The following is a 21,550-nucleotide window of genomic DNA, read 5'->3' on the forward strand; positions in this document are numbered from 1 at the left end:
GTTATGAATTCCTCGAAATTTCGGACAGGCCTGCAATTCATGCGGCAGTTCGCACGCTCGCCCCTGGCAGTGCTGGGACTTGTGCTGTTCATCTTGGTCGTCTTTCTGGCCGTGTTTGCGCCCTATCTGTCGCCACAAAACCCATACGACCTGATGCAACTGGACATCATGGACGGGCGTATGGCTCCTGGCGCGCAATCCTCGGCAGGCTTTACATTTCTGTTCGGTTCCGATGATCAGGGACGCGACATGCTGTCGGCCATTTTCTATGGATTGCGGATAAGTCTTATTGTGGGCATTGGCTCTGCGGCACTCGCATTCATCGTCGGCACTGCATTCGGCTTAACGGCGGCCTATGTCGGTGGACGGGTTGAAACTGCGATGATGCGGCTCGTGGACCTTCAGCTTTCCTTCCCAACGATCCTGTCTGCGCTGTTGATCCTCGCACTTCTTGGCAAGAGCGTCGGCAATGTTGTGTTTGCCATTGTCCTGGTAGAGTGGGCGACCTATGCGCGTACGGCCCGCGGGGCCGCCTTGACGGAACTACGCCGGGAGTATGTGGAGGCCGCCCGGTCTCTGCGGCTGCCACATCGGAACATCCTTTTTCGCCAGTTGCTGCCCAACTGTCTGTCACCCCTTGTCGTGCTTCTCACCATGCAGGTGGCACGTGCCATCACGCTTGAGGCAACGCTCAGCTTTTTGGGGCTTGGTGTGCCGGTGACGGAACCGTCACTCGGACTACTGATCTCGAGCGGATACGAATTCATGCTGTCCGGCACATACTGGATCGCGCTTTTTCCCGGTATCGCACTGCTGGTCACGATCTTCGCCATCAATCTCGTCGGAGATCGCCTGCGCCAGTTGCTGGATCCGAAGGCTGCACGGAGATGAGTGCCATGCTTGAAATCAAAGGTCTGAAAACCGAGGTTGTGACGGAGCAGGGCAACGTCACCCTTATCGAAGACATCAACCTCAGCCTCGCTGCAGGCGAAGTCATGGGGCTCGTTGGAGAATCCGGTTCCGGTAAATCCGTAACAGGTCTTTCGATCATGGGTCTGCTCGAAAAGCCCGTAGACGTAACCGGAGGGCAAATTCTGTTCAAGGGGCGGGACTTGCGAACGGTCTCGCAGAAAGAACTCCGGTCCATTCGCGGTAACCGGATTGCGATGATCTTTCAGGATACGATGTCAACGCTCAATCCTGTGCTTCGCATTGATACGCAGATGATGGAAGTCGTGCATGCGCACGAAGCCGTCAGTAAACAGGCGGCACGCGAGCGTGCACGCGACGCCTTAGGCATGGTCGGCATTCCAAGCCCCGAAGAGCGCCTTAGCGCTTACCCTAATCAGTTTTCAGGAGGTATGCGGCAGCGTGTGGCAATTGCCATCGCCCTTCTCATGTCACCGGATCTGATCATTGCGGATGAACCGACAACTGCACTCGACGTAACGATCCAGGCGCAGATCCTCTCAATCGTACAGAGGCTTGCCCGAGAAAAGGGCACAGCTCTTATATGGGTAACCCATGACCTGTCCGTGGTCGCCGGACTGGCTGAAAAACTGTCGGTCATGTATGCGGGCCGTATCGTCGAGCAAGGCATGACTGCCGATTTGCTCAGACGACCTTTGCACCCCTATACAAATGGCCTGATCGCAAGCCTGCCTGCCCATAACAAGCGCGGTGAAAGGCTGAAACAGATATCCGGCACAACACCGTCCGTTGCCAACATGCCCAAGGGGTGTGCGTTTCGTCCGCGTTGCTCGTTTGCCACTGAAATCTGTCTCACCGCCCCAGCGCTCGAGCCGGTCGGGGGACGTCTACTCCGCTGTTTTCACCCGGTCATGGAAGGAGCGCCATCGTGAACAATCGTTTGGAGGTTCGCAACGTCAGCAAGCGCTTCAGTCGTAAATCGGGTGTTGTGGAACGTGGTGCGGAACTGGTGGGGTTGAAAGCGCCCAATCCAGTCGTGCGGGCGCTGGATGATGTCAGTCTCACCGTAACAGAGCGTGAAGTTGTTGGCATCGTCGGTGAGTCGGGCTGCGGGAAATCCACGCTTGGCCGCGTCGTGGCAGGATTGTTGCAAGCGTCGGAAGGTACAGTGCTGTTCCGAGGCAAGCAGCTGACAGAGATGACGAGCAAACACGCCGAAGAGGCGCGGCTGAAAGTCCAGATGATCTTTCAGGACCCGTCGTCATCACTTAATCCGCGGCAGCGTGTCCGTGAGATTATTGGAGCAGCACCCTTGCACCACGGAATGACAACGGGACGCGAGCTCGATGACTATGTCAGCCAGCAGATGGAGCGATCAGGACTTGATCCATCCATGGCAAGCCGTTTTCCACACCAGTTTAGTGGCGGTCAACGCCAGCGCATCGGCATTGCGCGCGCGCTGGCGGTTCAGCCGGACATGCTGATCTGCGACGAATCCGTTGCCGCGCTCGATGTTTCCATTCAGGCACAGATCCTCAATCTCTTCCTTGATCTTCGAGAACAGCTGGATCTGACTTACCTTTTCATAAGCCACGACCTTTCCGTGGTCGAGCATATCTCAGACCGTGTTGTGGTAATGTATCTTGGACGCGTCGTAGAAGAGGCGCCCGTCGCAGAATTGTTTTCGCACCCCAATCACCCCTATACGCGTGCGCTTCTTCAGGAGCGACCAAGTCTTGATCCTGTTCAACGGCTCTTTTCGGCCATTGAAGGCGAAATTCCAAGCCCGCTGTCACCGCCTTCGGGGTGCCATTTCCATCCGCGTTGTCCTTTCGCGATGGCGCGGTGCCGGATGGAAAGACCGGAGCTTCGGACCATCGGTTCAGGGCACAAGAGTGCCTGTCATCTTAACGATTGAACATCCCGCAATCGACAAACCTGAATGTTAAAAGGATTGAAAATGTCAGTTTCCGCACCTCTGGAACGCCAGCCAAAAGTGGTCAGCCAGGAATTTCCCGGGCAGGAATGGGCGAGTGTAAATTCGCCAGAAGAACACGGTCTTTCTGCCGATGTTCGCGAGAAAGTTGACACCATGCTCGATGGGTTGCCAAGCACCTCTTTCATGGCGGTTGCTGGTGGAGAAGTGCTCTATACCTATGGCGATGTATCGGAGGTCAGCTATCTCGCTTCCACCCGAAAGAGCATCCTATCTATGCTGTTTGGTAAAGCCGTTGAAGAAGGGAAGATCGATCTAGATCTCACGATGGCCGATTTGAATATCGACGAAGATCATGGTCTTCTTCCCATCGAGAAGACGGCGACGCTTCGCGATCTGCTGATCAGCAGTTCAGGGGTTTATCACCGCCCCGGCAGCCCGGGCAGCAATACAAAAAACATTCCAGAACGCGGCTCAAAAAAACCAGGTGACTATTTTCACTATAATAACTGGGACTTCAACGTTTTGGGGGCGGCGTTCGAGCAGCTGACAGGCCGCAGTGTCTTCAAAGCTTTTGAAGAGGACTTCGCGGGCCCAATGGGGCTCCAGGACTTCGATCCTTCGCGGCAGCGGATGATGGGATATGAGGGCGCTTCCCGTTATCTGGCCTATCACTTCTTCCTGTCGGGAAGGGATATGGCCCGACTGGCTCTGTCGATGGTGCGCAACGGCCGGTGGAAAGACGAGCAAATCATACCGGCAGAATGGGTCGCGGAAAGCACGTGCATTCGCGTTCCCGCCGACAAGATGAATGAAAGCGAAAAATCCCGAATTGCCGGCTACAGCTACCTCTGGTGGATTCCAGTCGTACCAAAGAATACTCCTGAATGGGAGGGTGCCTTCGTCGCAGCGGGACATTTCGGACAGTTCATCCTGGCCATGCCAACACTCGACATGGTGTTCGTCAACAGACGCGCTATTCCCGATGATCTAGCGATTGGCCGCAATGACGGAAGCTTCAAGGAAGAACTACCTGCCGTTACCATGGAGCAGTTCCTGAGCGTTGCCGACCAATTCATTACAGCAAAGTTGGGCACCAGATAAGCAATACTTCGCTAGTGACGATCGTCCGTAAAACAAGCGGAGATTTGGTCACGTAGCCAGAGGCTTGCCGGATCGCGTTCCTTTTCGGCAAGCCAGATCATGCTGGTGGATTGTTTTTCTTCCGCAAAAGGTGATTCCAGCAGCAATAATTCTTGTGATCTCTCGAACAGCTTCGCGACGCTCTCGGGCATCATGGCGACAAGATTGCTGCGGGACACAATGGCGACGGCTGCGGAAAAATGCGGTACCACCGCGACGACGCGGCGCTCTAATCCCATCGCATCGAGACGTTCGTCAACCCAGCCGCGACGGCTCGGTGCAGACGTTACCTTGACGTGGCCAAGCGACAACAATGCGTCGAGCGTCAGCGGGTTTTTCGCAGCGGGATTGTTTGCTGACATGATGCAGACGCGTCTCTCGGTGAACAGTGAGGCGCAGCGATATCGCGTTGGAAAATTGTCGGCGGTCATGACCGCCACATCGATGGTTCCTTCATCGAGGTGCTCCTGAACCACCGGAAGAAAGTTTCTGTTGTTGTTCACGCCAGTGCGTGGCATGTGGATGACTTCCAGAACACAATGTTCAGCCTCAGAGCGGATGCGCTCCACAAGGCGTGGCATCAGCACGACAGAGAAATAATCGTTCATCCCAATTCTGAACGCACGGTGGGATGTCGCCGGCTCGAAGGCGAGTTGCTGGAGCATAACGGATTCAGTGTCTTCGATGATCCGTCGCACCGTCGGAAAAATCTCGGTGCAAAATCGGGTCATCACAAACCCGCCCGATGTTTTCTTGAAAAGTTCGTCGCCGGTGATGGCGCGGACCCGTTTCAAGGCATGGCTCATAGCGGGTTGGGACAGGCCAATATACTCTCCGGCGGCCGTCATGTTGCCTTTTACGACCAGCGCATAGATGACTTTCAAAAGATTGAGATCGACCGATCCCAATTGAAACCGCTGCATGGCAAACCCTGACGTCTCCGCGACAATCCACCGTGATCATATCGCCACGTGTACTGCTTCTAACCGTAAAAGCACACTTGCTCGATAGCAATCGAGCAAGTGCTGTTTCTCATGGGCAACATAGAAATGACGGCCGTTTTAACCACGGCTGCGAAAACAGTGTCAGGCTCTTGCTGCCACGACTGCTTCTGCGATCGTTAGAAATTCACCAGCCGACACCTTGGTGGGTTCGTAGGTGGTCTTTCCCAGATTTCGGGCCAACGCAAACTCATCCGTGACTGCGCGACGATGGACGATGACAGTATCGATCGCGGGTAGGCATAAAACGAATTGTCCGAAGTTGCCGTTCATCAGAAAGGACCCTTTGAACGCCGGATCATCTGATGTCGGTACCCACCAGAGATAACCATATCCAAGCCCTTCTTTGCTCTTGGTCTGCTCCGCCGTAAACCGCATTTTCGTGCTCTGAGAGATCCAGTTTTCCGGCACGATTACCTTATCGTTCCACTTCCCGCCTTGGAGCATCAATTGTCCGAGGCGCGCCATATCGCGAGCAGACAGGAACAGATGATAGGCGAGATAGCGCGATTGATTTTCGTAACCCATCATGCGCTGGCGATCGAAATCGAAGTCCTCAAAGCCCAGCGGCTCGGCAAGATCGTCTTTCAGTGCTTGAAACACGCTCTTACCAGTGCGCTTTTCGAAGATTGCGCCGAGAACGTTAAAGTCCCAATTGTTGTAGAGAAAGACCGACCCCGGTTCCGTTTGGCCACGCTCCGGTGTTTTTGCGTTGCCCCCAGGGCTCCCGGCGGCGTGATAGACACCTGAACTTGATGTCAGAAGGTCTTTGACGCTGGCCGTCTTTTCCCTGGCCAAAAGACCGTCATCTTCATCAATGCCGATCTCGCCAATCGTCATGTCGAGATCGATCTTTCCTTCGGCGACATATCGGCCAAAAAGCATCGACAATATACTTTTTCGAGCAGATGCAAGATAGCTGACATCCGACAGATTGCCGTATCGATAGACGATATCTCCGCCTTGAACCACCATCATGGACGTTGTTGGCATGGGATAGAGCTTTGCTTCTACGTCTGCGAGTTTCGCTTGTGACCACCCGACGGACCTGACATCACCCACAGTTTTCCATGGTCTACCAGCCTCGGTGTTTGGAGTGGTATTGGTTGCGCTGGCTGTCTGGCTGCTAAGGCCGATCGCGGCGAAGGTTGACGCTGCGGATGCTGCAAGTAGGCAACGTCTTGACAGGTTAGAGCCTGTGACCATTGTGATCCTCCCGTTAATTATTGAGTAGCGTACTGAAGGGCAGATGGAGTTATTTCTCAGAGCAGACAAAGCTAGTCGCTAATTCCATGTCGCCATCGCCTTTGTATTTCGGCCAGCTTGGATATTCGCAAAGGGGTCTGCTACGGCCCGTGGTGGATGATTTCGTTGCGTCAACGACAAACGAATTGGAAGGGGGAACGCCGTTTTCCACCCAATTATCGAGTGCCGTTAAATTGTCCCACGTTGGCGAAAAGCGGCCGCCACCATGTGCCAGACCGGGAACGAGATAGAAGCGCATAAAGTCTCTGACCTTCTCCTTGCCCATCTTTGTCACGATAGCTTCAAATAGTTTTGCATTGCCCAGTGGACTAACGCTTGGGTCATCATTGCCCTGAAGCCATATGATTTTGCCTCCACGATCGCTGAAGGCTGACCAGTCCGTTGTTGTCGCACCAATCACGTTGGACAGTTCCACGATCCGATCTTTGAGTTTTCCGGGCTCCCGAATGTCAAAAGACAGCAGGTCAAGCGGCTGATCTCGCTGAACAAAATTCTGCAAAAATTCAAAAGACCGACTTGCGTGATGCGCGTTTGGTCCCGAGACCGGAGGGATGCGAAGGCTTGGCTCCGATCCTAACTGCATCACGATGCCTTCCAGGCTGTTATAGCCGGGATACTGGTCTATCCCGTTTGCCAACTGATATGGCAGTGAATAGCCCTCATGATAGATTTTCAGTGTTCTATCTATCTGGGCTTTCGTCAGGCAATCTCTGGGATTTCCAGTGACATCCGCCTTGCAGGAGAGGCTCTGGATTAAAGCTGCCGCCTGAGCACGACAGCCTTGAAAATTGCTGACCAAACCATCTTCGGCGCCATCCAGCCCATCGCATGACTTCAAAGACGTCTTTGCAATGTGCTCTACGAGTGCGGGTGGTATCCAGCCAGCAGATTCATCATCGTAGACTGCCCGTGCCAGACCAGCTCCCCACAGCCTGAGCCCAACAAAATTAGCCGTTGGATAATTCGTCAGTATGCCGTCATACGATTGTGGGCAGCGTGACGCTGCCGTGAGCCCTTCGCGACCCCCGGTGGACCCGCCCTGGAAATAAACGCGATTGACCGGTTTCTCGTAACGTTTTTCAACCAGAACCTTTGCTACATCGAGCACTTTTTTGATGTGCATATAGCCGTAGTTTAACATCGCCTCGTCATTTCTGGCGAAGGAGGCATCATCCGCATTTGCAGCCTGATGACCGGAATCGCTGCCGAAGGTGACAAAACCCTGCACCAGAGGCGTTGGAACGACGTCCAGACCTAAAGTCGTTTTATCCGTGGTGGGCGGCAGGTTTCCATTGTAGCCACCTCCACCATATTGCAGCAGCTTGCCATTCCATGCAGATGGAAGATTAACCTGCCAGACAATGTCGGGGGCCTTTGGATCAACAGGTTTGATCTGCCCGATCACTTTGCAGTATTCACCGTTTTGGTTGGATGTTTCGGACGTCGTAACGAGCGTGGCCGACTGGATTGTGGCACCACTGGTTGGCAGGCTTATCCTCTCCGCTGGAATTGACAGTGCGGCGATCGCCGAACACGGGCCGGATGCATCTGGCGTTGCAGCGAAAGCCGCGGGTGCTGTGGAATAGGCAAGCGAGATCGTCATCACAACGCGTGATGTTGCTCCAAACAAGGATGTCATAATTTCCTCCAAGCCGCCCGGCAACTCCGATTGCCGACAGCACTCCTCTTGCATCAGACTTAGCGGAAAAAATGTGGTTTCGTGAAATGCAAATAATAGACCTATTGTTGCGTTCGGCGCATAAACTCCGAAGTTAGCGCTTGAAACGTCTACACCCAGGTCATCTCGAGTCTGATTAGACACCTGTGGGAATATGGTACCGAAGGTCCGGTTCTGTGCAATCGCGTTTACGATATGTCAGGCTGCCCGCCTCGTAAATTTTGTCGAGAAAACTGAGGAGATTAGGGGTTTAGCTGTCAACATTTGGATGTATTGAACAGAAGTTGGAGAACTTTGTTATGACGACAGTGAGAATTCAAACGTCGATCACATTTCATGCTCGTCAAAACTTGTAAGTGAGCAAACCACATTTGACAATTGTCCCTAATACGCAAAACGCCGGGATTTCTCCCGGCGTTTCTTGTTGCCCTGAGTATTATCAGGCAGCCAGATCGCGAAGAACGGTCTGGAGAATGCCTCCATTGTCCATGTAAGTGACTTCATCCAGCGTATCGATGCGGCAAAGCAGAGGAATTTCCTTCACCGTGCCGTCGCCGTAAGTGATCTTGGCGATCTTCGTTTCACGTGGCTTGATCTCGCCTTCGAGACCATCGATCTCGACGATTTCATCACCTTTGAGGCCAAGGCTTGCCCATGTGGTGCCTTCCTGGAAGGTGAATGGAACAACGCCCATGCCAACCAGATTGGAGCGGTGAATACGCTCGAACGACTGCGCGATCACAGCCTTCACACCAAGAAGGTTTGTACCCTTAGCAGCCCAGTCACGGGACGAACCGTTGCCGTATTCGACGCCTGCAAAGATAACCAGCGGAACGCCTTCATCCTTGTACATCATGGCCGCATCGTAAATCGACATCTCTTCCTTGGACGGATAGTGAATGGTGTAACCACCTTCCTTGCCGTTCGGTCCGAGCATGTGGTTGCGAATGCGGATGTTGGCAAACGTGCCGCGCATCATCACTTCATGGTTGCCACGGCGCGTGCCGTACTGGTTGAAGTCGGCAACACCGACGCCATTGTCAGTCAGGTAAGCACCGGCTGGCGAAGCAGCCTTGATCGAACCGGCCGGAGAAATATGGTCGGTGGTGATCTTGTCGCCGAACAGGCCGAGAACGCGAGCACCCTTGATGTTTTTGACGCCCGTGCCCTTTTTCCCCATACCAACGAAATAGGGCGGGTTCTGAACATAGGTGGACTTGTCGTCCCAGGCATAGGTCTGACCTTCAGGAACCTGAACGGCCTGCCAGTTTTCGTCACCCTTGAACACGTCAGCATATTTGGTTTCGTACAGTTCTCTGGTCACATACTTATGGATGAACTGCTGCACCTCTGCCGAGGTTGGCCAGATATCTTTGAGGTAAACCGGCTTGCCGTCCTGATCTTCGCCAAGTGGCTCCTTGGTCAGGTCCTTCTGAACCGTACCGGCCAGCGCGTAAGCGACAACCAGTGGCGGCGAAGCCAGGTAGTTGGCCTGCACGTCAGGAGAAATACGGCCTTCGAAGTTACGGTTGCCCGAGAGAACGCCGGCGGTAATCAGCCCCTTGTCGTTGATGGTCTTGGAGATCGGCGCTGGCAAAGGGCCAGAGTTACCGATGCAGGTCGTGCAACCAAAACCAACCAGGTTGAAGCCGAGCGCATCCAGTTCCTTCTGCAAGCCGGACTTGGCGAGATATTCACCCACCACCTGCGATCCCGGTGCCAGGGATGTCTTGACCCATGGCTTGGACTTAAGGCCCTTGGCAACGGCGTTGCGGGCCAGAAGACCGGCAGCAATCAGGACCGATGGGTTGGATGTGTTGGTGCAGGATGTGATGGCGGCAATGGCCACATCACCATGACCCAGATCGAAATCTGTGCCTTCCACCGCATAACGTGTGTCGAGCTGGCCGGGTTTCTTGTAGTCGTTTTCCAGCGCCATCGCGAAGTTCGGCGCAATGGTTTCCAGCGGCAGACGACCTTCCGGACGCTTTGGGCCAGCCATCGATGGCACAACGTCACCAAGATCCAGTTCCAGCGTGTCGGTGAAGACAAGCTGCGAACCATCATTGTCGCGCCACATGCCCTGCACCTTGGAATAGGCTTCCACCAGTGCAATACGATCCTTCGTACGGCCGGACATGTTGAGGTAATTGACGGTTTCACTATCGACAGGGAAGAAACCACAGGTCGCGCCATACTCCGGACCCATGTTACCAATCGTCGCACGGTCTGCCAGTGTCATTGAGTCAAGGCCGGGGCCGAAGAACTCAACGAACTTGGAAACAACACCCTTTTTGCGCAGCATCTGCACAACGGTCAGCACGAGGTCGGTGGCTGTCACGCCTTCCTTGACCTTGCCGGTCAGCTTGAAGCCGATAACTTCAGGCAACAGCATGGACACTGGCTGACCGAGCATTGCAGCTTCAGCTTCAATGCCGCCGACGCCCCAACCCAGAACACCAAGACCATTAATCATGGTGGTGTGGCTGTCGGTACCAACGCAGGTATCAGGATAGGCAATGGTTTCGCCGTCTTCTTCCTTCGTCCAGACTGTCTGACCGAGATATTCGAGGTTCACCTGGTGACAGATGCCGGTGCCCGGAGGAACGACACGGAAGTTCTTGAACGCCTGCTGGCCCCATTTGAGAAAGCGGTAACGCTCACCGTTACGCTGGTATTCCAGATCCACGTTGCGGGCGAAAGCCTGCGGTGTACCGAATTCATCAACAATAACAGAGTGATCGATAACCAGGTCGACAGGAACCAGAGGGTTGATCTTTTCAGGATCACCACCCAGAGCCTTCAGACCATCACGCATTGCAGCAAGGTCAACCACGGCTGGAACACCGGTAAAGTCCTGCATCAGCACGCGGGCCGGGCGGTAGGCAATTTCTGCTTCCTTGACGCCCTTGTTGTCGAGCCATGCAGCAACGGCTTCGATATCGGCCTTAGTCACCGAGCGACCATCTTCGAAACGAAGCAGGTTTTCCAGAAGAACCTTCATGGAATAAGGCAGCTTGGAAACGCCCTTCAAGCCATTGGCTTCAGCTTTGGGCAGGCTGTAATAAACATAGTCCTTACCATCGACGGTAAGAACGGAACGACATTGGAAACTGTCAAGAGATTTGGACATGTATTGCAGCCTTTAGGTCGATGGGCGTAAACGGATCGATAGTAGCGGAAAATCGGACCCGCTGTCTCTTTGACAACGCGTCCGATTGTTGATCGTGGTTGATAAAGGTTCAGGCTGTCCGCTCGTTCCCGCCTGGACGCCATTTTATCAGGCGCTTCTCAACGACATCAAGGATGCTGTCGATAATCAACACGAAGATGGCGAGGATCAGAATGCCTGCGAATACACCGACTGCGTCGAAATTGCCTTCTGCCTGTGCAATGAGGTAGCCAAGGCCAGCGGAAGAGCCAAGATATTCGCCGATGATTGCGCCAACAACGGCAAAACCAACTGACGTACGCAATGAGGACAAAATCCAGCTGGCGGCAGCCGGGAAATATACATGGCGCAGCAGGTCCGAGCGCTTTGCGCCAAGAATACGAGCGTTGGAAAGCACCACCGGATTGACTTCACGAACACCTTGCATGGCGTTGAAGAAGGTGACGAAGAACACCAGCGTGACGGCAAGTGCGACTTTCGACCAAAGGCCAAGACCCAACCAAAGAACGAAGATCGGCGCCAGCACTACACGCGGAATAGCGTTCAGGCCCTTGATGAATGGATCAAGAATGCGTGATGCGCTGCGGCTCAGACCGAGCCATACACCCGCGGCAACTCCGAGACCTGTGCCGATCAGATAACCGAGTACGGTTTCGGTAAGGGTAATGGTGACATGGCGATAAAAGCCAGTGTCGGTAATCCACGTTACAACCTGGTTGAGAATGTCAACCGGAGCCGGGAAAAAGAACACATCGATGACACCCAGCGAGGTGCCGAGCTGCCAGCCGCCGAGAATGAAAACGAGCAGTCCAACCTGAATGAGACGTTCAGTCGTGGCGTTCATAGCTTTTCTCCACTTCGCCGCGCAGCGACGCCCAAATGTTGCGATACAGATCCATGAAGCGTGGATCGAGCTTGATTTCCGCCACATCTCTCGGGCGGTCCAGATCAACAGAGAAGCTGTCGATCACACGGCTGCGAGGGCCTGCCGCCAACACGACAACGCGGTCGCCGAGCGCGATGGCCTCTTCAAGATCGTGAGTGATCATCACGACAGCACGGCGCTCTTCCTGCCAGAGCCGCAACAGCTCGTTTTGCATGAGATGGCGTGTATGGATATCCAGCGCAGAAAACGGTTCATCCATCAGGATAACTTTTGGACCGGTAATCAGGGCCTGCGCCATCTGGACACGTTTACGCTGTCCGCCGGAAAGCTGATGCGGATAGCGATGCTCGAAACCCTTGAGGCCAACCTTCGCCAGCCAGGCAAGAGCACTTGTACGGCGCTCGGCTGCTGAGACGCCCTTGAACATGGGACCAAGCTCTACGTTTTCGAGTGCGGTTTTCCACGGTAGCAGAGCGTCCTGCTGAAACAGATAGCCGATGTCATCGTTCACTCCGTTGACCGCCTTGCCATCGATTGAAACGGCACCATGCGACGGCTTCAAAAGCCCGGCGATAGCATTGAGAATGGTGCTCTTTCCGCAGCCGGTTGGGCCAACGATGGCAAGAAACTCGCCATCCGCGACCGTCAGATTGACATTTTCTACAGCCACGAACGAGCCGAATGACATGGTGACGGCGTCAATAGACACCATCGCCTTCCTGCTGTCTGTTGCACCATCCTGGGGCGTGGGTTTGACTACGGCCAATGACATTGCCTCCTCCTGTCAGTTAGCAGCAGCGTGCGGCGCTTTGCCGACGAAGCTGTTTGTATAGGTCTTCGAAAGGTCTATTTCGGTTGATGCCACTTTCTCGTTGAAGCTTTTCAGTACAGCGAGTGGCGTCTTGATATCCTCTTCGTTGAACTTTCCGTCTGTCGAGAAAATTGCCTTGGCGTTCTGGACAGCCTTGATGTAGGTCTCGCGGTCGCCGGAGATGAATTCCTTAGGCAGTTTTTCGACGATTTCCTCAGCCGAATGCGCGTTCATCCATTCCAGTGCGGCGATAGTGGCGTTGGTCACTTTTTGAATGGTCTCGGGATTGCCATCGATGTAATCCTGCGTGGCATAAAGAACCGATGTCGGATAAATGCCGCCATAAATTTCCTTGGCGCCATCGTCGCTTCGCGCATCGATCAGGATTTTTCCAACACCTTTGGCTTCGATAAATGTCGCAGCCGGGTCATAGTTGACCAATAGATCAATTTTACCCTGCTCGAGTGCGGCAACGGCAGCGGATCCCGAGCCAACGCCGATCAACGCAACGTCATTTGCCGACAGATTGTGGCGCTGCAAATAGTATCTCACGAAGAAATCCGACGAGGAGCCCGGTGAGGTGATGCCGACTTTCGCTCCTTTGATGGTCTCAGGCTTTGCAGGGTCGAATGTCGAATTGTTTCCACCTGCCAGAACGAGGCCGGAGTTGCGGGCCAGCACAACAAAGCCGACAACTGCCTTGTTCTGTGACTGCATTTGGATTGTATGATCATAGAAGCCGACAGCGATATCTGTCGAACCGGCCACGAGAGCCTGCAGGGTTTTGGAACCACCAGACGCAAAGTTTTCAACGGTAACGTCAAGCCCTTCCTTCTCGTAAAGGCCCAAGCCCTGCGCTACGGGAAATGGCAGATTGTTAAGATTGTAAGATCCTACGCTGATGCGGACCGGCTCAGCCAAGGCTGTTCCGGAAAACGCTACAGTTGCAGCTAGGGCGAGCATGAATTTACGCATTGATTTTCCTCCGGTTTACGTGGCGCCCTCCCGGCAACCACGAGAATTATGCCGCGCAAACAAGTTGTTTGATAGGCTTTGCAAAGACGTGCCCTTCGAAGAGCCTGCGTGCCGTTCGAAGGATTCCAGCGGTCACCTTTCCGTCGCGCTCCTGAAGCTTGACATCGAGGTGGCCATCTGGGTGCTCAATCGACAAAACGACGGTTGGTGTGCGAAGGCCAACCAGGTTCGAGACGATCGTATCGGGGGTAATGCTGGCCGTGGCTATGCCAACAGCGCCGGTTGTCGCGAGCGACGGATGGCACTCGTGTGGCATGAAATACCGCACATTGAGATCACCGCCTTTTGCCGCTTTGCTAATCAGGACAGGTTTTGGGGTGACCTGATTGGTGACGTCACCCATGCCCATACGCCTACCTGCTTCCAGTCTTAAAGCTTCCAGCCGGGCAAGCAGGGGAGTGTTACTGTTAAGCTCTGCAGCGCTTTCATAGCCGCTGACGCCAAGAGCTTCAGCCTCCATCAAAACCATTGGCATGGCACAGTCGATACAGGTTACGGCGACGTCTTCAATCGTCTCATGGGATTTGCCAGTGGGGAACAATTTGCCCGTTCTCGCTCCCGCAGCATCCATAAACGTCAGGGCGATAGGGGCAGCCTTTCCAGGTACGCCATCAATGCTGGCATCACCAAGATAGGATACCTCGTCATTGGGGGTAGGAACTTCTGCCTCAATGAGCTTTCCGGTATTGACGTTATGAATACGGACAACCGTCGTAGCACCCTGGGGCTTCATCAAACCGGCTTCGATAGCGAATGGCCCGACAGCGGCGAGCATATTGCCGCAATTTGGCGCTGTATCCACCATTTGCTGATCGATGCGAACCTGGGCAAACAAATAGTCTATATCTGCACCCGGAATGCTGGACGGGCCGATGATTGCCACTTTGCTGGTCACGGGATTGCCGCCACCAATGCCATCTATCTGCAGCGGGTGGCCTGATCCCATAACGGACAGCAAGATCTGATCGCGTTCATTCTTGTCAGCTGGAAGATCGGAAGCCAGAAAGAATGGACCTTTCGACGTTCCGCCGCGCATCAACACACAGGGGATAGAGATCAAATCATTCATGCTTGTGCTTTCGCCTCCACTCATGTGTAATGAGTATCAATCAATGGATTTATTGCACTTTGTGGTAATTCGATTGATATGTGAAATGCGAAGATTCGGAGTATTGATGCGCCATGAGCATTAATTGTGAAATACTTGATCTCAGGGCATTCCTGAGTGTTATCGAACTGGAGAGTTTTCATCGTGCTGCCGAGACGCTAAATCTTTCTCAGCCTGCGCTAAGCAGGCGAATACAGAAATTGGAAATGGCAATTGGCGCGCCTTTGCTTGAGCGCACCACTCGGCACGTAAGTCTCACTGCGTTGGGGGCAGAACTCATTCCGCTGGTGCGCAGAATGCTGGAGGAGTTCGACGGATCCCTGTTTGTTGTCCGCGATGTTGGGGTTAACCGCGGTGGGTTGGTAACGATCGCCTGCCTTCCGACCGCCGCGTTTTATTTCCTCCCGACTGTTATCAAACAGTTCAATCAGGAGTATCCGAACATACGTTTCCGCATCCTGGACCTGCCTGCAACGGAGGGCCTACAGGCTGTTTCCCGTGGCGAGGTCGAATTCGGCATAAACATCATGGGCACATCAGATCCGGATCTGACGTTTGATCGGCTTGCGGAAGATCCTTTTGTCCTTGCAGCACGCAAAGATCATCCCCTTGCGGAAAGGAGCCAGGTTGGCTGGGCAGAACTTGAGCCATACCCGCTCATTACTGTGCATCGCTCAAGTGGCAATAGAACACTACTTGATGCGGCACTTGCCAAATCAAACATCAAGTTGCGCTGGTTTTACGAAGTCACTCATCTTTCTACATCGCTAGGACTGGTTGAAGCTGGACTTGGAATTTCGGTACTGCCGCAAATGGCAACGCCTCAAGGTGAACATCCATTCCTGGTAACTCGTCCCATCGGCAACCCTGAAATCTCGCGCATGATCGGCGTGGTCCGACGTCGCGGCGCAAGACTATCGCCTGCGGCGGAAAGATTTCTGGAAATGCTGATGGGCGCATGGGGCAACTACGGCTCTGGCAATTCCCAGACCCGCGTTTGAGGTGTTCCAGTCACGAAGCAAGAGAGCCATTCTGCGCAGTTTAGGAACCAGAAAAAGAACGTGTGTCAGGATGGTCGGATTACTCGCCGGAATATGCTACCGCGCGTTGACCAAGGAGGACAGTGATCTGGGTCGGTTGACTTGTTCACTAACACCGATGGCGAACTGTTGAACGGCGCTCGTAGGCTCACCACCAGAGGCGATATTGTTCTAAGTATCGGAGCGTCACTTGTACCGTGACGGCTTGTGTGACGTAATTGCGTTCGCGCGCACTGCGCTGCCTCGCGAGGCCCTGGGCAACAGTGCAATAGTCAGCCCGAGATCTCATTTAGCTATCGACGGCGGCATCCGGTAGACGAGGCGGGAACGATTCTCGTCCGCATGAGGCGACGACAGTTATAGGGAGCGGGTGTTCATTCGAGGTTTCGATGTTCTGTGAACAGAGGTCTGAGAGCTATTGCGCCGCGCAAGCCCGATGCCTTTGGTCGTAAAACAGGGCTTGGCGGAGTTGTTGCAAGGTCGCGTGGTAGCCTTGTCATCAACTCGAGGCACTAGGTCGCAGCAACTGTTTGTCACCGCAACTCGGCGCTCGTCGTGGCAATCTCGCGTATGTCCCACATCAGTGCGTTTCGATTGCCCGGGCTCCATATGGCATGAAGCTCGGCAATACATTCGTGCTTCAGATCCAGTGCACGAAAAACGACGTTATCGAAGCAAGCATTTTGGGTGCCAGCGGGTACGATTGCCAGACCGATACCTGCGCTGACCAGTGACAATATTGCCTGCGAATGTGTCATATTCTGCACGATACGCGGTGTGACGCCGTTTTCCGCCATTAGCCGAGCGAGTTTGTCGTGCAGATAACGTGCTGCAGACGAAAACATGATGAAGGGCTCGCCATTGAGGGCATCCAGTGGCGAGCGGCGATTGGCCGCTAGTGGATGGGTGCGGGGAATGGCCAGCATCATGGTTTCGCGCGCGACACAAAGACTTTCAAGGTGGTGCGAGCCGGTTAGTGGACGAGACAAGCCAAGATCAATTTCTCCGCCATTGATAGCCTGAAGCTGTTCGGCGGTTTCCATCTGCACCAGTTCGAGTTCAATTTGGGGAGCAAGAGCGCGGGCCTGACTGATGAAGCCCGGCAAGAAGCTGTAAGTGGCGGCACCAACAAATGCGACCTTGACAGATCCGGCGCTGCCGCGAGCAGCCCTTCTGGTCACCGTGACAGCGGCATTGCCGATTTCCAGGAGTTTCTGGGCCTCGACTAGAAATGTCAGGCCTGCAGGTGTCAGGACGACACGCCTGCTATTCCTTTCAAAAAGTGTAACATCCAGTGTTTGCTCCAGCAACTTGATCTGCCGACTGAGCGGGGGCTGTGTGATGTTCAGACGTCGGGCGGCACGGCTGAAGTTCAGTTCAGAGGCCACCATAACGAATGAACGGACCTGTCCTAAATCAAGCATCTATTCAAATCCGGTATAGATATTCAACAATAATCAACTTGGACTTAAATGGATTGGCGCGTTATCAGTCAAGCATGACAGCTCTACAGAAGCTCGAAATCGGGAGGCGGATAGATGGATATGCATGCTTTAAAGACAGGTCAGCAAGGATTTCAGTCGGCCGGGGACAGTATTGCCTGGATAAAGCTGTCGTCGATCTTCCTGCCGTTGAAAACACCGTTTAGTGACGCGAAGGTTTTAACAGGCAGACAAAAGCCGCTGACGGAAGTAGCATTCCTGTTTGCGGAAATCGAAACGAAGCAAGGCTATAGCGGGATCGGTTTCAGCTATTCAAAGCGAGCTGGCGGACCTGGGCAATATGAGCACGCCAAGGAAATCGCTCATGTCCTGATCGGCGAGGACCCCAATGATATTGGCAAGTTGTGGAACAAGCTTTGCTGGGCAGGCGCCTCAGTCGGCCGAAGCGGACTTGCCGTACAAGCCATCGCGGCCTTTGATGTGGCCTTGTGGGATCTCAAGGCCAAACGTGCGGGACTGCCTCTGGCGAAGTTGCTGGGAGCGCACCGTGATTCCGTGCAGTGCTATAATACGTCAGGCGGCTTCCTTTCGTCGCCGATCGAAGAGGTTATTGACAACGTTGAAATGTCAATTGCGTCAGGTATCGGCGGCATCAAGATCAAGGTTGGTCAGCCCGATATGAGTGCTGATCTGAAGCGCGTTGCTGCAGTGCATGAGCACATTGGTGGGCGGGCAGCGATGATGGTTGATGCAAACCAACAATGGGATCGCCCAAGCGCGATGCGTTTTGGCCGCCTTATGGAGCCCTATCTCCTAACCTGGATCGAAGAGCCGCTCGATGCCTATGACGTGGAAGGCCATGCCGCCCTCGCAGCACAGCTCGATACGCCCATTGCAACAGGCGAGATGCTGGCAAGCGTTCTCGAGCACATCGCGCTTATCCAAAACAACGCTGTGGATTTTATCCAGCCGGACGCACCCCGTGTCGGTGGTATAACCCAGTTCCTGAAAATTTGCGCGCTGGCGGAAGCCAAGAAACTGCAGCTTGCTCCGCACTTCGCTATGGAAATTCACTTGCATCTGGCAGCAGCCTACGAGCTGGAACCTTGGGTAGAGCATTTCGATTGGCTTGATCCGCTATTTAATGAGCGGCTGGAGATTAAACAGGGGCGTATGCTCGTTCCAACCCGACCGGGGTTGGGCATTACTCTTTCAGAGCAGTCCGGGCATTGGACGCGCGGAACGGCTGAATTTGGCAAACGTCCGTAACCGAGATGCGTCAGGCCGTTCCTCGGGCAACGATGTGGAAGTCTACATTGATCATGGCTTCCACGTCTTTGTCGCCCTCGATCTTTCTGAGGATTGAGCGGGCAGCCTTGGTGCCTATCTCTCGTCGATCAATGCGAACAGTGGTTAGTGGTGGGTGTGTGTGGGGAGCGAAATCGAAATCACCAAAGCCGACTATTCCAAGTTTGTCCGGCATGCTGCATCCGCGGGCGTGGGCTTCCGCCAACGCGCCGTGAGCGACCACATCTGAAGAGCAGAACACGCCAAGCGTACCTTCTCCACGATCCAAAAGCTGAGCCATCGCCATTCTTCCGTCACGGAAAGTGGACGGCGAGTTCATTTCGAGTTCGGGCAATTCGACATCAGCAATACCCTTGAGGCGTCCAACAAAACCGTCACGGCGCTGGACGGCGCGAGGATCGTTGGCGCCCACCTGTGCGTAACGGTCATACCCCTTGATCAGCAAATGTTCAGCCACCAGAACGCCGACCGCGGCATGAGAAAAACCAACCGCTGTATCGAGTGGCGAGGGTGTGGAATCCCAGATTTCGACAATGGGCAGGCCTGCCCCCGTCAGCATGGCGCGGGTCTCTTTAAGGTGAGTGATGCCAGTCAGAATGATGCCGTCGGGGCGTCGTGCCAGGATCGCACGGGTTAGTTCCAGTTCCCGGCTGGCATCATAACCGGAAAGACCAAGAAGCAGCTGATAGCCGGCGGAGACGAGTTCCGCATTCAGACCTTCGATGGTTTCGGCAAAGATTGTACTCGCAACCGAGGGAACAATGGCAGCGATCAACCGGGTCCGTCTGGACGCCAAACCGCCGGCCAGAAGATTTGGCACATAACCGGTTTTGGCGATCACTCGCTCAATGGCTTCCAGCGTCCGGGGTTTAACGAGGCTAGGCGTGTTGATAGCCCGTGAAACTGTCACTGGCGACACACCTGCCAGCTTGGCGATGTCGGCAAGTGTCACTGGACCATTTGTAACATTGTTTTTGGTCTTGTCGTGTTCCGTCATCGCAATAGTCTCCATTAAAATGATTTACGCTTTCATTTTAAGTATAATCAAGTGGCAATATAAAAAATCTCATAGTTAACGTGTTAATCCATTGATTCAAATTACTTTAAAAAATACGCTCGCTGGTTGAAGTTCAGAATTTTGATTTTATAATGAAAGCGCTTCCATTTCTTCGTCGGAGGGTTTCGAAGGGTGGCTAGGTAACGCTGGCGGGAGGCCAGAAAAGAGGAGGAATTTATGATGAACCTCAAACGTTTCATGACGTTGGCGGCCGCTACCGCCATATTGGCTGTAGCGAGCTCACAGTCGAGCCAAGCTGATGACTATCCATCCAAGACCGTCACGGTTGTCGTTCCATTTGCAGCTGGCGGAAATACAGATACCTTTGGCCGTCTGGTTGCCGAGCAACTGGACAAGAGGCTGGGGCAACGTTTTATCGTTGAAAACAAGCCCGGTGCCGGTGGCAATATCGGTCTTGGTGATCTGGCCCGTTCGAAGCCGGATGGCTACACGATTGGCATGGGCACGGTCAGCTCCAACGCCATCAATCAGACGCTCTACAAAACTTTGCCTTATGACAAGGAAAAAGGCTTTGCGCCAATTTCGCTGATTGCGAGCCTGCCCAACGTTCTGGTTGTCAATCCAGACAAGATCAAAGCCAACTCCGTTGAAGAATTGATCACTTTCCTGAAATCCGAGCCGGGAAAGCATACATATGCATCGTCCGGGGTTGGTACATCCATCCACTTGGCTGGCGAGCTTCTGGCAACCAAGGCCGATCTTAAAATCACCCATGTGCCATACAAGGGCAGCAGCCAGGCCATTCTCGATGTCGTGGCCGGTCACGTGGACATGATGTTTGACAATATCCCGACCGCCGCCCAGCAGGTGAAAGCCGGAAAAGTCAAAGCGCTCGCTGTAACAAGCCTGGAAAAAGCCAGCCTGTTGCCAGATGTGCCAACAATGGCAAGCGTTATTCCGGGATTTGAAGCAACTTCATGGCACGGTCTGTTTGCGCCCGCCGGTACTCCGCCTGAGATTGTTGAAAAACTGAGTAAGGAAGTTCAGGCGATCATTGCAGATCCGGCGATGCAGGAGAAACTTAAAGCCATGGGCGTAACGCCTGTCGGCAATACGTCGGCTGAATTCCAGGCCTTCATCGACAGTGAAACGGCCAAATGGGCCGAGGTTATCAAGGCTGCCAACGTGCCGCTGCAGTGATGTTATCTGCCGGCCGGAGTTGAACGCAGTTCCGGCCGGTACATTTTACACACGCGAGTATCATGCCATGCTGAAGATAAAAAACGCCCGCGACTTCGCCGGCGGCGTAACGATGATTTGTACCGGTCTCCTGTTCATTTGGTTCGGGCGGGATCTACAGGTAGGCAACTCTTTTCAGATGGGGCCTGGCTATTTCCCAACCATGCTAAGCCTGCTGCTGATGGCCCTTGGAACTCTGATCATCGTGCAGTCAGTGCTAGTTGAGGTGGAAGATGATGGGCCTGAAGCGTGGAACTGGATGGCCTATTTTCTGGTCATTCTCGCGCCCATCGGCTTCGGACTTCTATTGGCCAGACTGGGTCTTGCCGCCACAATGTTCCTGCTCATCGTCGGGGTTGCCACGGCAAGTCGTTATGCGAACTGGCGTCATGCCATCTTACTTGGTTTGTTTCTCTCTGCCTGTTCTGTTCTGCTTTTTACGAAGCTCTTGTCGCTTCCCGTCAGTGCCTTCGGGCCTTGGATTCCTTTCATCGGTGACTTTTTCTAAGGTTTGCCAGCCAGCCGCGCAACCGGATT

General features: G+C 54.0%; 18 protein-coding genes. 8 read left to right on the forward strand and 10 right to left on the reverse strand.

Going from position 1 to position 21,550, the window contains the following annotated elements; translation table 11 throughout:
• Positions 1 to 3: 3 nt before the first annotated feature.
• The 4 genes from PYL13_RS23400 to PYL13_RS23415 are packed head-to-tail and all read left to right on the forward strand — an operon-like array spanning position 4 to position 3,970.
• Positions 4 to 891: an ABC transporter permease gene (locus PYL13_RS23400; RefSeq protein WP_405049486.1), complete on the forward strand. Its 888-nt coding sequence runs from the start codon at positions 4 to 6 to the stop codon at positions 889 to 891.
• Complete coding sequence (locus tag PYL13_RS23405; protein WP_275643055.1) at positions 888 to 1,862, forward strand: ABC transporter ATP-binding protein; 975 nt, start codon at positions 888 to 890, stop codon at positions 1,860 to 1,862. The genes PYL13_RS23400 and PYL13_RS23405 overlap by 4 nt, the downstream gene beginning before the upstream one ends.
• Positions 1,859 to 2,848 carry an ABC transporter ATP-binding protein gene (locus PYL13_RS23410; RefSeq protein WP_259149732.1) on the forward strand — a complete coding sequence of 330 codons (990 nt, stop codon included), beginning with the start codon at positions 1,859 to 1,861 and terminating at the stop codon, positions 2,846 to 2,848. The genes PYL13_RS23405 and PYL13_RS23410 overlap by 4 nt, the downstream gene beginning before the upstream one ends.
• A gap of 42 nt (positions 2,849 to 2,890) precedes the next feature.
• The gene (locus tag PYL13_RS23415) at positions 2,891 to 3,970 is read left to right on the forward strand and encodes a serine hydrolase domain-containing protein (protein WP_275643056.1); all 1,080 of its coding nucleotides are present in this window, start codon (positions 2,891 to 2,893) and stop codon (positions 3,968 to 3,970) included.
• 11 nt (positions 3,971 to 3,981) lie between these two features.
• Here PYL13_RS23415 and PYL13_RS23420 read toward each other — a convergent pair whose 3' ends face one another.
• The 8 genes from PYL13_RS23420 to PYL13_RS23455 all read right to left on the reverse strand — a co-directional run bounded on the left by PYL13_RS23420 (position 3,982) and on the right by PYL13_RS23455 (position 14,927).
• On the reverse strand, positions 3,982 to 4,917 hold the full coding sequence (locus PYL13_RS23420) for a LysR family transcriptional regulator (protein ID WP_303299144.1): 936 nt from the start codon (positions 4,915 to 4,917) through the stop codon (positions 3,982 to 3,984).
• Between the two features lie 177 nt (positions 4,918 to 5,094).
• The gene (locus PYL13_RS23425) at positions 5,095 to 6,216 is read right to left on the reverse strand and encodes a serine hydrolase domain-containing protein (protein ID WP_275643058.1); all 1,122 of its coding nucleotides are present in this window, start codon (positions 6,214 to 6,216) and stop codon (positions 5,095 to 5,097) included.
• 49 nt (positions 6,217 to 6,265) lie between these two features.
• Positions 6,266 to 7,915, reverse strand: coding sequence for a tannase/feruloyl esterase family alpha/beta hydrolase (locus PYL13_RS23430; protein WP_275643059.1), 1,650 nt, complete (start codon positions 7,913 to 7,915; stop codon positions 6,266 to 6,268).
• A gap of 478 nt (positions 7,916 to 8,393) precedes the next feature.
• On the reverse strand, positions 8,394 to 11,087 hold the full coding sequence (gene acnA / locus PYL13_RS23435; protein WP_303299145.1) for an aconitate hydratase AcnA: 2,694 nt from the start codon (positions 11,085 to 11,087) through the stop codon (positions 8,394 to 8,396).
• A 109-nt stretch (positions 11,088 to 11,196) separates the two neighbouring features.
• Positions 11,197 to 11,970, reverse strand: coding sequence for an ABC transporter permease (locus PYL13_RS23440; RefSeq protein WP_259149092.1), 774 nt, complete (start codon positions 11,968 to 11,970; stop codon positions 11,197 to 11,199).
• Positions 11,954 to 12,784, reverse strand: a complete 831-nt coding sequence (locus PYL13_RS23445; protein WP_275643477.1) for an ABC transporter ATP-binding protein — start codon at positions 12,782 to 12,784, stop codon at positions 11,954 to 11,956. Before PYL13_RS23445 ends, PYL13_RS23440 begins: the two co-directional genes overlap by 17 nt.
• Before the next feature lie 12 nt (positions 12,785 to 12,796).
• Entirely contained in the window at positions 12,797 to 13,798 is a 1,002-nt protein-coding gene (locus PYL13_RS23450; protein WP_275643478.1) for an ABC transporter substrate-binding protein, read from the reverse strand.
• A gap of 46 nt (positions 13,799 to 13,844) precedes the next feature.
• Complete coding sequence (locus tag PYL13_RS23455) at positions 13,845 to 14,927, reverse strand: 4-oxalomesaconate tautomerase (protein WP_259149098.1); 1,083 nt, start codon at positions 14,925 to 14,927, stop codon at positions 13,845 to 13,847.
• A gap of 113 nt (positions 14,928 to 15,040) precedes the next feature.
• Between PYL13_RS23455 and PYL13_RS23460 the strand changes: the two genes are divergently transcribed.
• Positions 15,041 to 15,967 (forward strand): LysR family transcriptional regulator, encoded by a 927-nt coding sequence (locus PYL13_RS23460; protein ID WP_259149099.1) that lies wholly within the window; start codon positions 15,041 to 15,043, stop codon positions 15,965 to 15,967.
• 572 nt (positions 15,968 to 16,539) lie between these two features.
• On the opposite strand, the gene PYL13_RS23465 is transcribed toward PYL13_RS23460, so the two are convergent.
• A complete protein-coding gene (locus tag PYL13_RS23465) occupies positions 16,540 to 17,430 on the reverse strand; it encodes a LysR family transcriptional regulator (protein ID WP_192490126.1) in 891 nt (296 codons plus the stop codon).
• A gap of 114 nt (positions 17,431 to 17,544) precedes the next feature.
• Here PYL13_RS23465 and PYL13_RS23470 point away from each other — a divergent pair, with 114 nt between their 5' ends.
• Entirely contained in the window at positions 17,545 to 18,717 is a 1,173-nt protein-coding gene (locus tag PYL13_RS23470; protein WP_275643479.1) for an L-talarate/galactarate dehydratase, read from the forward strand.
• A 10-nt stretch (positions 18,718 to 18,727) separates the two neighbouring features.
• Here the strand turns inward: PYL13_RS23470 and PYL13_RS23475 are convergent, their stop codons facing one another.
• Entirely contained in the window at positions 18,728 to 19,753 is a 1,026-nt protein-coding gene (locus tag PYL13_RS23475; RefSeq protein ID WP_275643480.1) for a LacI family DNA-binding transcriptional regulator, read from the reverse strand.
• 237 nt (positions 19,754 to 19,990) lie between these two features.
• On the opposite strand from PYL13_RS23475, the gene PYL13_RS23480 reads away from it, so the two are divergent.
• Entirely contained in the window at positions 19,991 to 20,974 is a 984-nt protein-coding gene (locus PYL13_RS23480; protein ID WP_275643481.1) for a Bug family tripartite tricarboxylate transporter substrate binding protein, read from the forward strand.
• Between the two features lie 67 nt (positions 20,975 to 21,041).
• On the forward strand, positions 21,042 to 21,521 hold the full coding sequence (locus PYL13_RS23485) for a tripartite tricarboxylate transporter TctB family protein (protein WP_275643482.1): 480 nt from the start codon (positions 21,042 to 21,044) through the stop codon (positions 21,519 to 21,521).
• The last annotated feature ends 29 nt before the right edge of the window (positions 21,522 to 21,550 follow it).

The sequence above is a fragment of the Agrobacterium sp. Azo12 genome, from assembly GCF_029193765.2.
Taxonomy (GTDB): Bacteria; Pseudomonadota; Alphaproteobacteria; order Rhizobiales; family Rhizobiaceae; genus Agrobacterium.

What these genes read in the sequence shown, in the direction of transcription:
- PYL13_RS23485 (WP_275643482.1), top strand. Translation starts at nt 21,042, where the DNA reads ATGCTGAAGATAAAAAACGCCCGCGACTTCGCCGGCGGCGTAACGATG.
- PYL13_RS23400 (WP_405049486.1), top strand. Translation starts at nt 4, where the DNA reads ATGAATTCCTCGAAATTTCGGACAGGCCTGCAATTCATGCGGCAGTTC.
- PYL13_RS23430 (WP_275643059.1), bottom strand. Translation starts at nt 7,915, where the DNA reads ATGACATCCTTGTTTGGAGCAACATCACGCGTTGTGATGACGATCTCG.
- PYL13_RS23465 (WP_192490126.1), bottom strand. Translation starts at nt 17,430, where the DNA reads ATGCTTGATTTAGGACAGGTCCGTTCATTCGTTATGGTGGCCTCTGAA.
- PYL13_RS23470 (WP_275643479.1), top strand. Translation starts at nt 17,545, where the DNA reads ATGGATATGCATGCTTTAAAGACAGGTCAGCAAGGATTTCAGTCGGCC.
- PYL13_RS23405 (WP_275643055.1), top strand. Translation starts at nt 888, where the DNA reads ATGAGTGCCATGCTTGAAATCAAAGGTCTGAAAACCGAGGTTGTGACG.
- PYL13_RS23450 (WP_275643478.1), bottom strand. Translation starts at nt 13,798, where the DNA reads ATGCGTAAATTCATGCTCGCCCTAGCTGCAACTGTAGCGTTTTCCGGA.
- PYL13_RS23415 (WP_275643056.1), top strand. Translation starts at nt 2,891, where the DNA reads ATGTCAGTTTCCGCACCTCTGGAACGCCAGCCAAAAGTGGTCAGCCAG.
- PYL13_RS23480 (WP_275643481.1), top strand. Translation starts at nt 19,991, where the DNA reads ATGATGAACCTCAAACGTTTCATGACGTTGGCGGCCGCTACCGCCATA.
- PYL13_RS23455 (WP_259149098.1), bottom strand. Translation starts at nt 14,927, where the DNA reads ATGAATGATTTGATCTCTATCCCCTGTGTGTTGATGCGCGGCGGAACG.
- PYL13_RS23440 (WP_259149092.1), bottom strand. Translation starts at nt 11,970, where the DNA reads ATGAACGCCACGACTGAACGTCTCATTCAGGTTGGACTGCTCGTTTTC.
- acnA (WP_303299145.1), bottom strand. Translation starts at nt 11,087, where the DNA reads ATGTCCAAATCTCTTGACAGTTTCCAATGTCGTTCCGTTCTTACCGTC.
- PYL13_RS23445 (WP_275643477.1), bottom strand. Translation starts at nt 12,784, where the DNA reads ATGTCATTGGCCGTAGTCAAACCCACGCCCCAGGATGGTGCAACAGAC.
- PYL13_RS23425 (WP_275643058.1), bottom strand. Translation starts at nt 6,216, where the DNA reads ATGGTCACAGGCTCTAACCTGTCAAGACGTTGCCTACTTGCAGCATCC.
- PYL13_RS23475 (WP_275643480.1), bottom strand. Translation starts at nt 19,753, where the DNA reads ATGACGGAACACGACAAGACCAAAAACAATGTTACAAATGGTCCAGTG.
- PYL13_RS23460 (WP_259149099.1), top strand. Translation starts at nt 15,041, where the DNA reads ATGAGCATTAATTGTGAAATACTTGATCTCAGGGCATTCCTGAGTGTT.